Source organism: Rhizobium sp. 57MFTsu3.2 (assembly GCF_012932765.1).
GTDB classification, from domain to species: domain Bacteria; phylum Pseudomonadota; class Alphaproteobacteria; order Rhizobiales; family Rhizobiaceae; genus Rhizobium; species Rhizobium altiplani.
Genome location: NZ_JDWI01000023.1, coordinates 90233 through 103995, shown reverse-complemented (window position 1 = coordinate 103995; position 13763 = coordinate 90233). Strand labels below are relative to the sequence as shown.

Annotated in this window: 11 protein-coding genes and 1 pseudogene; 8 read left to right on the top strand and 4 right to left on the bottom strand. The window is 56.0% G+C overall.

Annotated features, from left to right (window positions below; all coding sequences use genetic code 11):
- From AF71_RS22130 to AF71_RS22110, 5 genes are all read left to right on the top strand, one after another.
- Positions 1-583 (top strand): NAD-dependent epimerase/dehydratase family protein (locus tag AF71_RS22130; protein WP_169683118.1); only part of this gene is annotated, 583 nt, incomplete at its 5' end.
- Positions 580-2529 (top strand): acyltransferase family protein, encoded by a 1950-nt coding sequence (locus AF71_RS22125; protein WP_169683116.1) that lies wholly within the window; start codon positions 580-582, stop codon positions 2527-2529. The genes AF71_RS22130 and AF71_RS22125, both read left to right, overlap by 4 nt.
- 74 nt (positions 2530-2603) lie before the next feature.
- Entirely contained in the window at positions 2604-3815 is a 1212-nt protein-coding gene (locus tag AF71_RS22120) for an acyltransferase (protein ID WP_169683113.1), read from the top strand.
- Between the two features lie 18 nt (positions 3816-3833).
- A complete protein-coding gene (locus AF71_RS22115) occupies positions 3834-4064 on the top strand; it encodes a hypothetical protein (protein ID WP_169683111.1) in 231 nt (76 codons plus the stop codon).
- 65 nt (positions 4065-4129) lie between these two features.
- Complete coding sequence (locus tag AF71_RS22110) at positions 4130-4390, top strand: response regulator (RefSeq protein ID WP_281412466.1); 261 nt, start codon at positions 4130-4132, stop codon at positions 4388-4390.
- Positions 4391-4836: 446 nt separating this feature from the next.
- Here the strand turns inward: AF71_RS22110 and AF71_RS22105 are convergent, their stop codons facing one another.
- Positions 4837-5568 (bottom strand): hypothetical protein, encoded by a 732-nt coding sequence (locus tag AF71_RS22105; protein WP_169683107.1) that lies wholly within the window; start codon positions 5566-5568, stop codon positions 4837-4839.
- A gap of 698 nt (positions 5569-6266) precedes the next feature.
- Positions 6267-6716, bottom strand: a pseudogene (locus AF71_RS22100) (alpha/beta hydrolase); the annotation flags it as partial.
- A gap of 270 nt (positions 6717-6986) precedes the next feature.
- Here AF71_RS22100 and AF71_RS22095 point away from each other — a divergent pair.
- Positions 6987-7913, top strand: coding sequence for a cation transporter (locus AF71_RS22095; RefSeq protein ID WP_169683105.1), 927 nt, complete (start codon positions 6987-6989; stop codon positions 7911-7913).
- A 533-nt stretch (positions 7914-8446) separates the two neighbouring features.
- Here the strand turns inward: AF71_RS22095 and AF71_RS32165 are convergent.
- Positions 8447-8572: a hypothetical protein gene (locus AF71_RS32165; protein ID WP_281412465.1), complete on the bottom strand. Its 126-nt coding sequence runs from the start codon at positions 8570-8572 to the stop codon at positions 8447-8449.
- A gap of 1543 nt (positions 8573-10115) precedes the next feature.
- Here AF71_RS32165 and AF71_RS22090 point away from each other — a divergent pair.
- A complete protein-coding gene (locus AF71_RS22090; RefSeq protein ID WP_062368878.1) occupies positions 10116-10502 on the top strand; it encodes a hypothetical protein in 387 nt (128 codons plus the stop codon).
- Between the two features lie 245 nt (positions 10503-10747).
- Positions 10748-11173, top strand: coding sequence for a SyrB-like regulator (locus AF71_RS22085; RefSeq protein WP_169683103.1), 426 nt, complete (start codon positions 10748-10750; stop codon positions 11171-11173).
- A 1689-nt stretch (positions 11174-12862) separates the two neighbouring features.
- On the opposite strand, the gene AF71_RS22080 is transcribed toward AF71_RS22085, so the two are convergent.
- Positions 12863-13744, bottom strand: a complete 882-nt coding sequence (locus AF71_RS22080; protein ID WP_169683101.1) for a LysR family transcriptional regulator — start codon at positions 13742-13744, stop codon at positions 12863-12865.
- Positions 13745-13763: the final 19 nt, after the last annotated feature.

Below are 13763 nucleotides of genomic sequence, written 5' to 3'. Positions count from 1 at the left end.
TTATGCGGCGACGAAGAAGTCAATGGAACTGATGGCGCACAGCTACGCGCATCTCCACAAGATCCCGACAACCGCCTTCCGTTTCTTCACCGTCTACGGCCCCTGGGGCCGTCCCGACATGGCCCTCTTCAAGTTCGTCAAGAACATGCTGGAGGATCAACCGATCGAGATCTACGGCGAAGGCCGGATGAGTCGCGACTTCACCTATATCGATGACCTCGTGGAGGCGATCGTCCGCCTGTCGTCCGTCGCCCCGTCGGAGGCCAACCGCGTGGCCGACGAACGGGTGGAGACGCTCTCGCATCAGGCGCCATTCCGCGTCGTCAATATCGGCGGCGGCCAGCCGGAGAACCTGATGACCTTCGTCGAGACGGTCGAAAAGGCCCTCGGCCAGCCGGCAAAGCGCAAGATGCTGCCGATGCAGAAGGGTGACGTACCGCGCACCTTTGCGAGCCCCGATCTGCTGGCGGCTCTGACCGGTTACAAGCCGGAGACGACACTCAATGTCGGTGTGAAGGCTTTCGTCGACTGGTATCTGGAAGCGCGCGGCGAACTCGACCGTGAACCAGGGGTCATCCGATGAACTATCGTGCGGAAATTGACGGGTTGAGAGCAATCGCCGTTGTTCCCGTTCTCTTCTTTCATGCCGCGATCTATCCCTTCAGCGGCGGGTATGTCGGTGTTGATATCTTCTTCGTCATCAGCGGATACCTTATCACCGGCATTTTGCTGAACGAGATCGAGCAAGGCAGCTTTTCGGTTGTCGGCTTCTATGATCGTCGTATCCGGCGCATTTATCCCGCACTTTTTGCCACGATCGTCGTCACGGCGATTGCCGCCGCGTTCGTCCTATATGCCGACGACCTAAAGGACTTCGGGCAAAGTGTCATTGCAACGCTTACCTTCATGTCCAATGTCTTGTTCTGGCATGAAACCAATTACTTTGCGCCAAATGCAGAATTCAAGCCGCTGCTGCATACCTGGTCACTCGCGGTTGAAGAGCAGTTCTACGTTCTCTTTCCGCTGCTTCTTTCCGTTCTTGCTTACCGGGGCCGACGCAGCCAATTCGCAGTTATTGCGATCCTAACCCTCATAAGTTTTGCAGCAGCCGACGTTGCCTCGCTGCGATCTCCAGCAAGCGCGTTCTTCCTTTTACCCTTCCGGGCATGGGAACTGTCGGTAGGTGCGCTCCTTGCACTTTATGAAAATGGACGATCGCGCCCGGCTGGACGTATCGCGTCGATAGCTGCGATCGTCGGTCTTCTGCTGATTGCCTATGCGATCGTCGGTCTCGATCTTGAGACCCCGTTTCCGGGGCGATGGGCGTTGCTTCCGGTTTGTGGAGCCTTATTGGTCCTGCATTTTGCACAGCCCTCCAATCTGATCGGCAGGATACTCGGTTCGCCGGTTCCGGTCGCCATCGGCTTGATAAGCTACAGTCTCTATCTTGTGCACCAGCCCATCTTTGCACTGTACCGATATGCCCGCATCGCTGAACCGTCTCGCTTCGAGATGGTGGCCTTGATCGCGTTGAGCTTTGTGTTGGCATCGATATCCTGGAAGCTTGTGGAGCAACCATTCCGACGGGTCCGCTATCGGTCACGCACGGTCTTTGCTTCAGCCGCATGTGGCAGCCTTGTTTTGATTTCATTTGGCGTAGTGGCGCACCTGAACGCAGGCTTCCCCTCCTGGACGCTAGCACGGCTTTCGCCGCAGCAGGCGGTGGTCTATCGAAATCTGCTGGAAGAGCGCGGTCGTATCGACAAGGTAGCAGACCGCAACAAGTTCGCTGAGTGTGTATTTCGCACGGGTGAACTGAACGAGACCTTCCGTCGACAATTTGCTGATTGTTCAAAGGAGCATGGCGCCGCGACCATCATTGTCGGCGATTCGCATGCAGGCAACCTTTTCGACGCGATCGCGCCGCTATCGGGCCGGCCGTTTTTCATCGGAATAAACAAGGGTTTTTGCCGCGCTGTCGAATCCAACCCTCAATGCTTCTATGATGAACTATTGGACTTCGTCGCAACGAACGCTGCTTCAATCGATAAGATCATTTACATGCAGGCGGGGTTCTATCTTCTCGATGCCCCGGACGGCGCCATCGGTAGTCGGGACATGTTCCAACGCTACACCGACCGACAATTTCCGGTTAGCCAATCTCGTATCGACCAGACGCTGGCGTATCTCGGCAAGCTTGCGAACCACGCAAATGTGGTGTGGTTGGGTCCGTGGATAGATCCGCATGTCACACATAACCAGCTTGTTGCAAACGGCTGCAACGGCGCAACTGACCTGCCCAATTCCTTTGTGATACCGTCATATATGCACCTTGATCAGACAGTGAACGCGTTGGCTCGTAAAAGGCAACTATCCTACTTGTCGACGATCAACGCGCTGAATTTCAACGCGCGGCACGATCTTGTCGACTGCCAGAATGTCTACTTCATCGATGCCGACCACTGGAGCGTCGCGGGCGAGCAGAGATTTGGGCCGAAGGTGCTGGAAGCACTCAACAGGACAATGTGAAAGGGGCTGCTGCCCGGGCAGGCGCCTTGATCGAAGGCAAGCTATCGGCGTGAGATCCATCAGGGGAAATTGTCATGACAACGAAAACACCGCGATATCATGCCCTCGATGGTGCACGCGGCGTTGCCGCTTTTGCGGTGGTCTTATGCCATTGCCTATCCAGGGCATATCGCCACCCTGAGCTGTCGTCGCTGCAGCTGAACGCTCTGAAGGCTTTCCTTACGCTCGGTCACCTGAGCGTCATCTTCTTTTTTGTCCTCAGTGGGTTTGCTCTCGGCATTCGCTACACCTTGGGAAAGAACAGTTCATACTGGCGGTTTCAGTTGAGCCGGCTGGCGCGTCTGGTGCCGTGTGTAGCAGCCGTCGTCGCTACCGCAACAATCCTTCGGTTGATGACGCCGGACCTTTCTGTCGACATGCTCTCGGGCGCTTTTGTCGATTTGTGGAAGCTTCCGATTAACGGCGAGCTGTTGGCCCGACACGTCTTGTTGATCGGGGTCAGTCGAATGGACACCGACTTGGATCCTCCCTTGTGGAGCCTCGTTTACGAAATGCGCGCCGGGCTCTTCATTCCCTTGTTCATGTATTCGCTCAAACGATATTCGCTTCACAGCAATATTATACTGATTATCGCCCTCTATGCTTTTTCCTCGATCTCACTGTCCATGTTCGGGTTACCAAACCCGGTTTTCTATGGCGAGACACTGTTTGGTTCGCTGCTGGCAACGTTCCACTATCTGGGGTCGTTTCTTCTAGGATGCGTGATCTGCCATTGCCTGCATCAAAGCGAAGGGAATTGTGCTCCAAACGGAGCTCGGCGCCTCACACTATTGATGGTGGTGGCATTCCTCGCCTTCTGGCTTGGAGGCATTATCACCCATAGCGACCTACTTCTAAGTCTGGCGGCGGCTTGTGCGATATTTTGCATTTTGCGCATCGCGCCATTGCAGCAAGGGCTGGAGTTGGCGCCGATCCAGTTTCTCGGAAGAATATCCTATTCACTGTACCTCGTTCACATGCCTGTTTCGCTGGCGGTCCTGCGATTGACGGGAGGCGCCATCGGCGATGGTTACTTCCTTATCATTGCCCCGACGCTTAGCGTTATTGCCGCAACGGTGCTGTTCGTGATTGTGGAACGTCCCTCGATAGCTCTTTCAAGAATAGTCGGGCGGCAAGGTAAGGCCTCGAGCCCAGGCAGCCAAGGCGGGCGTGACGAGCAACGCCCGGCCGGGACAAGAAAATCGTCGATTGATCAGCCTGAAGACATGCAAGTTCAATCGCAGTGATCATGAAGGAGAAAGCTGATGGATGCCAATGACCCGAGCTGCCCGAAGAGTATTGATGAAATGGCGTTGATTGCAGCGTCCATCCTGAGCTCGGCCAGCTCTTCATCAATTGAAATCTCCAGTGCAAGGAGTGTTCTCGTCGAAGTTAGGCGCGCATCGTACCGTCTTGCGACTGACGAGGACGTCAAGGCCCAATACCAGCGCCTTGCCCTGGCCTGTGCTGCTCGCAGCCAGACATCCAGGCGCTAAATCAGCGAACCCTTCGCCCGGTCATCGAATCGTGCTCGTGAACGCTCCAACGCGTCAGGTGTGGGATGCGAACGTCAAATTCGAACGCGATTGCAATCCTCGTCGTGGACGACGAGCTACCGGTGCGAATGGCGCTGCGTGCCGAGCTTGAGGATGCGGCGATGACTGTAATCGAAGTGCGAAACGCTACAGAGGCGTTGTGGGAACTCGAAACAAATATGAGCATCGAGGCTGTGTTGAGCGATATCCGAATGCCTGGGGATTTGATGGAGCCGCCCTGGCAAGGTTCGTGGAACGTTGATGGACGTTTGTTGGAATTCTGCTGACGTCGGGGGAGCACGCAGTCTCTGACAGGGACCTACATTCGGGCACGCGCCACATCGCCAAATCTACGAAGGACGACAGGTGGTCACAATCATTCGCGGGATGGTATGAGGTTACGCCTGGGCATAATTTGACACCGATCATATCGGCACTGGCAATCGATCGGATTTTGATCGGAGCTCTGCTGCAAACGGCCATATGAACGATCGCCAGCTGAGCCCTGGAATGGTCTGTTCGGGGTTTTCGAATAAGCTTTGTGCAGGAACAGCCCTCTGTCAGCCATTTCTTCCTTTTCGAGCGCGCATTTGGATCGCAGTAGGGTTCGTGGCCTCTTCAGCCGCGGCCGGGGAAACCAAATCGTTCGTCTTCTTGAGATCCCGTCACGAGCCGGCGGAAAACGCCGGCCCTAACGCGTGGCGGCAAGCCACAACCTCGTTGCCGTATTGCGTCAATGCCTGAGCCGCGCCTTCAACCTGCTATCGGCGTGGGGATCGAAATAGTGGTAGAGAGCCGTCGCGCGCACGGTGCCGGGATCGCATGGTTCGTTTGCGTGGATACTTCGGTAGCCCCAAAACAGGTAGAGATTTCCGGGAACCATTTTGATCCTCGTGAATGACGATGGATCCTTCGCTGCTCGGGTTCTCAGTGACCGTTGCCGGATCTTGTCGACCATTATTTTATCGACGAGATTTCCTGCATAGGTTTCCCGGACGGGTCTGGTATTCGGGAGGAGGAGGAGATCGCCGGCCAGGCCGACGGTGGGGATGACAATGGGAAGCAATGCTGTGACGAGGTAGGAGTCGTAGTGGAAGTTGAGGGAATGTTGCATCATCCCCTTGCCGGTCAGGCATCTAAGCAATTGATAGAATTCGACAGCAGGAGCAGGCTTGCTGCGGCTCGCCACATAAAGCCTCGAAAAGATAGACTGGAAGCGCGTGGATTTGGCCAGTTGATCAAGCCCGGAACCCTTGACGGCTTCGCTCCCTTTGAAGGCAACATATTCGTTCCGGGAGTCGCGCACGGATGATTTAACGAACTCCTGCATCGTCACTAAACTGGCGGGCGCCAGGAAATCCGGTACGCAGCAATACCCGTCGCGCTCCATAGTGGAGAAGAGTGATTGCAGTTGGGCATCGGAGATTTCGGGGGTGTTTTCATCAAGCGCACTTGTAGTATCCATGACGGACCTCGAAGCGTTTGACCTCCCATCACAACCATAGCTTCTATATCTAGGGTTGTCTAGTCGTTGGATCAAAGAATCGAGGCCAATACGGCATCGTTCGCAGGGGCGCAGCGCTCTGCCCCCGCGTCTCCGCGGCCTTTCATAAATGGATAAACTGTGGTTGCATCATGGTAACCACAGTTGCCTCGCGCACATATGGAGAGGTGGAAATGACCGCGGCACCAGAATGCAAGCAACTTTTACGAGTGCGTTGCCGACTGCATTGCAGCCGGCATCCGATCCGCGCATGATGGCCAGCGGCTGTTCTGTACCGCATCAAAAGGCCGGACGCATGGCGGCTCCGACGAGCAAAGCGCGTGAAAGTTGGCCCAACTGTCTTGCCAAACCGGAGCCGTCGGCCAATCAGGCTGACAAGGTAGAGCCGGATGTTGTCCAGCACTTGCTTTGATGCGATCGGTGAGTTGCGCATCTCGCAGAATTCCGAGATTCCTCGCTGAAAATGACGTGATGAATGAACTTGTTTGGCGATACTCATCCCGTTTCTCTCGGCACCATTGCCGAGGGCGAGCGGAAATAGGAGCGCAGTTTTAAGGAAGGATGTATCGGAGGCGGCACATTGAGGTCTGGCCAAATCCATTGTCATTCAGATCTTATGCAGCCTGTTCTGAATCTGAGTTGCGAGCCGAAGGGAGCGCCTACTCGGTCAACGGTTGCGGCTTGAGATCGCCTTGCAGGGTTTCGTCGACAGGGCGCTTCTTGGCCCGCATCGGCTGTTCAAGCACGGTGACCGGCGCGGCGACAGCCGTGGCTGCGACGTTACCGATGGTCGTCACTGTTCCGCCAACAACAGCGGTAAGTCCCTGGCCGAGCGTGACGTTGGAATCCGTCAGCGTCTGACCAGTGACGATCCGCTGGCCAATCAGCTGAACGATTTCAGGACTTTCGGCGAACTTGCCGTGGTTCAGGCCTTCGCCTTTGACCTTGGTGAGATCGATGGCGGTAATGCCGGCGGCTTCGAGTTTCGAGCGATAGGGCTCGACGGTCGGATCGATCGCGCCCAAACGCGAAACCTTTCCAGTGATGAAACTCGAAACCGCAAGCGCCTTGTCATCCTGAGACACGAAGATCGTGAATTTCGGCGTCGGTCGGTTTTGGGCATCCGCAAAGGACGTGTCGAGGGGGAAACGTCTCGGGACACCGCCGAGAGGGAGGCTCTCGAAGAGGCCGGCAGCAAACCCCCTGGGATCGAATGGGTCGTTCACCGGATCTAGTTTGACGAGGAATTTGTAACAAAGGGGTCGTTGGTTCTGACCCCCATCAAGACCGCCAATTCAAGCGTTCCGACGTCGTTCGTGAGATTTTCGTCCCAGCGATGCCATAACGATATGTTGGATTGGTTCTGTGGAGATACGTGAATGTTGAACGAGCAGCAGTTTCTACGCATTTCTATCGCGGCAACGGTTATTGTCGCCGCTCTTGGAGTGGCCTTTGGCATATTGTCGGGCTCGTTCTCCATCGCCTTTGACGGCGTCTATTCTCTGGGCGACGCGGCGATGACCGGCCTTGCGCTTTGGGTGTCGAGCCTGATCGTGAAGTCAGCGCAAACCGACGCGTTGTCTGGAAGAGTTCGTAACCGCTTTACAATGGGCTTCTGGCATCTGGAGCCAATCGTCTTGATGCTTAACGGCAGCCTGCTGATGACCGTTGCGGTTTACGCGCTGATTAACGCGATCATCAGCATCCTCAATGGCGGGCACGAACTGCGTTACGGCGTGGCGATCACCTACACGGCGGCGACCGTACTCGTCTGCGCTGTCATGGCCGTTATTGGTGTCAGGTTGAACCGCCGCCTGAAATCGGACTTCATTTCTCTCGACGTCAAGGCTTGGATCATGTCGGGAGGTATTGCCCTTGCCCTGCTGATCGCGTTTTTCATCGGTCTCGCTGTTCAGCCGACCCCTGTCGCGTGGATCGCCAGCTACGTTGACCCAGTCGTCCTCGCATTGGTTTGCGTGGTGATGATTCCGCTTCCAATCGGTACAATCTGGAAGGCACTGACCGAGATCCTTCTCATCGCGCCGGTCGAACTTAAGAACCATGTGGACAACGTCGCTTCCGAGACCGTGCGTCGCCTCCACTTTCTTTCATATCGCGCCTACGTTGCTCGTGTCGGTCGGGCGACACAGATCGAACTCTACTTCATCGTTCCCAAGGGCCTTCCGCCGAAAACGGTGGAGGATTGGGATGCGCTGCGCGACGAAATAGGGAATGCGATCGGCGATGAAAGCACCAACCGCTGGCTCACCATTGCGTTCACGGCCGATGCGGAATGGGCGGAATAGCCTTTCGAGCATCGCGCTTTTCGGCACAGCTCTTGCGCTTTGAAGAGCATGATTGACTGCCGTTGACTGATTTGAACACCGCTTCGTCACAAGAGGCCTCACTCGATACGGTGACAGCTCAGAAGACCCCTTGGGCGCCGACTTTCTCTCAGCGTCCGCTATCACGCGACGCTTCAAAATGCCAAGCCTCCATTTCCTCAGATCCGAGAGCTGCTTGGCAGGTCACGCTGACCGCGCCGTTAAGGTCGACACCAACGCCTACCCGGAACCGCCGCGCCGAGAACAATCAGCCGTGACCGATCGCGGGGCCGCGCGGCGCCGACTATTAACGACGTTGAAGAATCGTGACTCGACTTGTCCTTCACGCCCGTAGTTCAATTCGCAAACGGGGATTGGAGGGTAGGTCAATGAGATACGAACGGCATGATGCTCGGGCTTATGTGATCAAGATAGTCTCGATATTGTTGGCGTCAGCCGTAACGGCCGGGGTTCCCACCTGGATTGTGGCTAGAGCCATGGGTTTTTGACAAAGGTCAATGCCGCGCTGCAAGCCTGCCCGCAACGTAAAACAGGCGGGCCGCAATCGCCACTGCCTGGCTGCCTGTCCTTGCCAACGATCGAGCGGTTTCGACGATATCGTCGCGCTCAGCGGTTTTCATTTTCTCCATCACCCTGGCCCAAATCGGCGATGGGCAAACGTGACGCCAGCACCTAGGACTTTGGACCGAGGTGCTCGGACCTTGGTCCAACTAGCGTGCACCGCCCACGGCGGCTATCTCTAGGTTGTCCTGATCGCTGAGCGGCTGGGAAGCACAAGAAGGGAAGCCCCCGCCCCAAACGGCTTCCCTTCGCCCGCTTCAGACCGACAATATCTTTGGGCCCCCAGACCTGCTTAAAACGGTGCTGGTCAAACAGCCTACACGGTCGTTGCTCAAACCCACGCTCTTTCCGATCGAGTGAAGGCTCTCGCGTTCAGTCCGCCGCAAGGCGGCCCTGCGTCGGCGACATTGCTGCTGACTGCGTTATTGACCAGTACTATCCTGCAGAAGGATGGGACAGCTTTAACATGATCCCACTTGCATGCGGTTTGGGGGAAGGGCGCTCAAGCTGACTTTAATAGGGCTATGGAGCCTGTAAGAATCCGTGCCTCACCTATGGAGACGCCATAGGATGCCATCAGCAACAAACTCAATGCGACGGCGCGCGGAACGGGCAAGTCGCCTGTGGCCCATCGGCGGCTTGTAAGTTCGTCTACATCGAAAAGCTCTTGCACGACGCTTGCCGTCAATCCGATGACAGCCAGCGTCGCCCGGTACTCGGACGGTGTCATTTGATTCGTTCCCGGCGCGATTTGTTTGCGCTTTATTTCATTATAACTACATTACCTTTCATTTAATTACGTGATGTCCAGATTACGACATTCGTCTATCCAATAGCGACACACCGCCAACGGCTCTCCAGCATAGCGAACTTGCTATCCTCATCAACCAAGCGGTGAATGGAGCCAAGCATGAAGGCGATGCGATACCTTCGTAAATATCGAGGAGGATTCGGAACTGCATAACACGCCGCTGGTGTCGCAATCATGTTGGTCGGGGAGGACGCACGGCGATTGGAAGAGAATCGTAGAAGACCAGGTAGTCGTATGTGTCATCTTCCAGTTTCTTGCAGGTCTGATTGAATTCGGCGACGAGGCCAACTTGTCGTGCCCGCCTCATCTTTTCACGAAAGGTATTGGCCGCGCTGTTCGCTTCAGATAGGTCTCGAAGCTTGTGTTGCTTGCCCTCAAATGAGCGAAGTCGATGACACCCCATTTCAGGGCGGCCCAGCCCGTGTCGTGGCCGAATTTTCGAGCGTATCGCCGCAGGTTTCCCTGCTGGAATGACCGGGAATGACCAAGACTAACGTTCAACAGCTGATCTTTACCTTGAGCGCTGCGCGAGAGATGGCGTCGCGGGGTCTATTTTTCACAGCCGGCTATTAGCGCTGCGTAACGACCCGCGGTCCCACGATTGTTCTCCTCGCCCATCAAAGCTTGCGGCGGCCGCCCCTGCAAGTGAGACGAGTAGCGGCTAGCTCGCCAGAGACCTTTACAATATATCGCCGATCCGCAATCCTTGAGCCGGGATAATCAAAAACGCAATCAGCGCGGAAGAAAACTCGCACATCAACGCCAAGTCACAGCCAATAGGAGGTCGAACCATGAGACAGAAGAACGTTCGGATCTATCGAAATCCAGAGCGCGGCGAGTCCGTCAAGGTCACTTGGGGCGAGGGCGGGGAGAACGACTATTCTGACGTCAACGCGGCCGCGACCGCGCTTGGCTGTTCGGCAGAGTGGCTGGAACAAAACCTGAAGACCAGCTTTCTCACGAGCGTTGGCATATCGGAACTCGACCTATATTGGGACGACTCGATGTGGCGTTCCGACACGTCTAGCAGGAGTTTCACCATAAAAGACCGTGTCAGTCTGTTTGGTGAGATTACTGCCGTGGACGACGAAAAGGGAGAGGTTACCATTCGGATCAATGGCGCTCCTGTGACTGTAACCTTGTCGAACGAGAACGTTGTTCTTCTCGCAAGGAACTAGGCTTGATCGAAGAGAGTTTATGCCCGTAGCGCTGGTGGGGCATTGCAGGATCCCGCCAGCTTCATTCAAGCGGCCATTCGTCGCCCTCGAAGCGACCGCTCACGACTTGAGCAAGCCACCAGAATAGGGGGTGTCGCACCGAATTGAATGAAGCGGGTAGAAATCACAATCCCGCCGATTGGCCTTATGTTGACTCTGTCCCCCGCGCAGTTGAAAAGAATCCCCAGCTAGTGAGGGAGAAAATCATGGCTGACGACAATAATACCGCGTCGATAACCGAGGGCGCAGAAGCGACTACTTCGGCGGAGGCGCCTGCGCCGAAGAAAACACGGGGACCACGACGTCCGAAGGCCGCTGCCGACGTAGCGGCAGCGCCGGTCGTAAAATCGCCCCGAGGTCGCCGCAAGAAGGTGGAAGAGCCAGCGAGCGAGCCAAAGCCAGCTGCTTCGGCAACGACCGCCACGGCGAAAGCGAAGGGCGCGGTCAAGCAAGGCCGGAGACTTGGAGCGCAAAAACAACTGACCAAGACAGCTCCCGCTTCTGTCTCGGCGCTGGACGATATGGCAGATCTTATCCAACTCGAGGAAGAGAACAGCCGGTTGCGCAAGACACTTGCTGAAAAGCTACGCGCCGAAAATGCTGACCTTCGCAAACGGCTTGGTCTTAACTGAGAGTTCAAAGAACTCGATCAGTTGCGGTAACCCAGCGTGACATGATGTGGCGACGGACGTTGTCTAAACTGATTTGGTCGGGCCCAGTTCCGGGCCCGACCAATATGCTACTGCAACCTCGCGATGCAGCTTGTTCAAGATTGAAACACGATGAAATCTCCTTGGAAATTCCTGTCAAACCTGACGTTGCGCCAACGGCGAACGGAAGGTGTATCTTCACCCGGTGACGAGGCCGACACAAAGGCGGTTGAAGTCGAGAAAGAGCACTTTCCCGCATCGCCAAAGGTACCGGATGCGCTGGATCTGGCGCCAGGAAACGACGACACGCTCGCAGGTCCGGACGCGGCCAGAAGCGACATTGATCCTCCATCATCGGGGCTGCCAGTCGAATTTGTCGGGGATGAAGCACGGAGCAATGCTCAGGTCCCTTCGCCGGGCGCGAGAGCTCAGGAATCGTTTGGGGAAGGCGGCTCCGGTGGGCAACACGCACGCAAAAGCAACGCGCGACGCATGCGCCATGTCAAAGAAAACCGCCCGGATGGAGTTGTCGGAAAGACCGTGGTATCAGGGGAGGGTCAAAGAGCGAGATCAATTTCGCCGCCCCGAGAAACGCCCATTGACCCGTTGAGGGAACTCGATGACGAAATAGGGCAGTTGAGGATGCGACTGGCTGAAAAGTTGCGCCAGCAGAATGCTCAGCTTAGAGAGATGCTCAAGAGATTCGACGCAAGCTGAATTGCGTCGTTCGCACAGTTTGGGAAACCATGAAAACACAGCAACGGAAATTTGTCGTCGAGTTCAAGTCAGCGCGGCGTCGATCGAAAACACAGTCGGCTTCCATTTGGGCCGGTACGGATCTTGAGGCCGCCGTCCGTGAAACGGCCTCGCAGACACCGAACCTTTTCGGGCCGAGCACTGTTTCGATACCTGCCGTCCAAGAAAGCCAAATCGAGTCGGTTCCGGTTCCAGTGCGATCAATTCATGTGCCGAGCGAAAGTCGCACCGACCAAACGATCCAGGTTCCGGTCGCCGCTTTTGAGGCTCCAACGGTTCAGCAAAAAGACGGCGTAACAGTCAGCTCGGATTCCAAGGCAGAGATAATGGAACCTGAGGTCACTTCGCCAAATCAAAGTGCGCCTCCTCCCAAGAAACGCGCCGCCCGCCAGAAAAATCGCGTCCCACAGGCGAGCAATCTGACCACGCGCATTGCGAAGATCGAAACGCAATTCGACGATCTCGCTGACCTGGAGGAGGAGAACAGGCGGCTGAAACGACTTTTGGCAATACGCCTTCGCCAAGAAAATCTGCAGCTCCAGACGATGCTTCGACGCTTCGTCGAATGATTATTGAATAACGGACCAGGGTCGGTGCGGCTCGTCCCGCAAACCCGAGTCTGGTGAAGAATACCACATGCCGTCCGCTCGCTAAGTGGTGACTCGGACAGGTGTGTGATGTTTTCTTAAATTCCTTGCTTTTTTTCCGGGATAGCAGAGCGAACCGTGGAATCCTTACCTTGCAAATGTACGGGTCCCTGCGTCGAAGGCGAAAAAGAAACCCCGCAAATTGGCGGGGCCGTTTAGGTGGAATTAAGAGGACGCACCAGAACAGGTGCAAGAGATAAACTAGCGCAGAAGTCGCATACGTCAACAAAAAGCCCGCTTCGTTGCCGCGGCAAATGCTGGCATCAGGTCATGTATTTGCCAAGTGGTCGAACAGCTCTCGAGCAATTGGAGTGGGATCGAATCCAGAGGCCACGCAAACGGAAAGATTTCGCCGCGCCCATGCGTCGGTTAAGGGCGTTATCCCGAAGTTATAAGCCCGCTTGCACTGCCGCGCCAGCGTGTCCGGCACGATAGCGACCCCAACGCCGTTACTTGCTGCTGCACATATGGATTCAAACGTGCGGAGGCGGATCCGGTATCGGAGCACTACGCCCAGCCTCCCGGCTTGAGTGTCGAGATGGTCCTGCAATGCGCCGCTTTCCAGGCCTATGAAGTATTGCTCGGCGAGCCGGGCGAATGGGATTTCCTTTTCAGTCGCGAGCCAATGTGTCTTTGCTGAGACCACGACGAGTTTGCTCACCGCGAAAGGTTTAAGGATTAAACCTTCGTGGGCAGCTGCATCCGACAATACGCCGACATCGGCGAAACCTGCAGAGACGCTTCGGGCGATTTCATGGCTTTGGCGCTCCCGGAAATCAATATCGACTTGCGGATGCGAAGCAAGCCACGACGATAGACGGATTGGAAGAGCCTCGACGATGGCCGCAGTATTTGCGATTAGACGAATAGTCGCGCGTATGCCTTGTGCGAAGCGTCCCATTTCCCCACGCATTAGCGTCACTTGATTTAGAATCTCACGAGCGTGGTGCGAAAGCGCCTCGCCCGCTTCGGTCAATGTCACGCCCCGACGACCTCGTTCGAGCAGGCGTACGCCTCCGGTTGTCTCCATTTCCCGCAGGCGCTCACTCGCCGCCGCAAGCGAGAGGTTCACCTCCGCCGCTCCGTGGGTGATGCTGCCAGCGTCAGCAACAGCAAGAAAGAGGCGAAGATCGGTAAAGTCGAAGCGCATCCTCGAAGGTTACACTCCT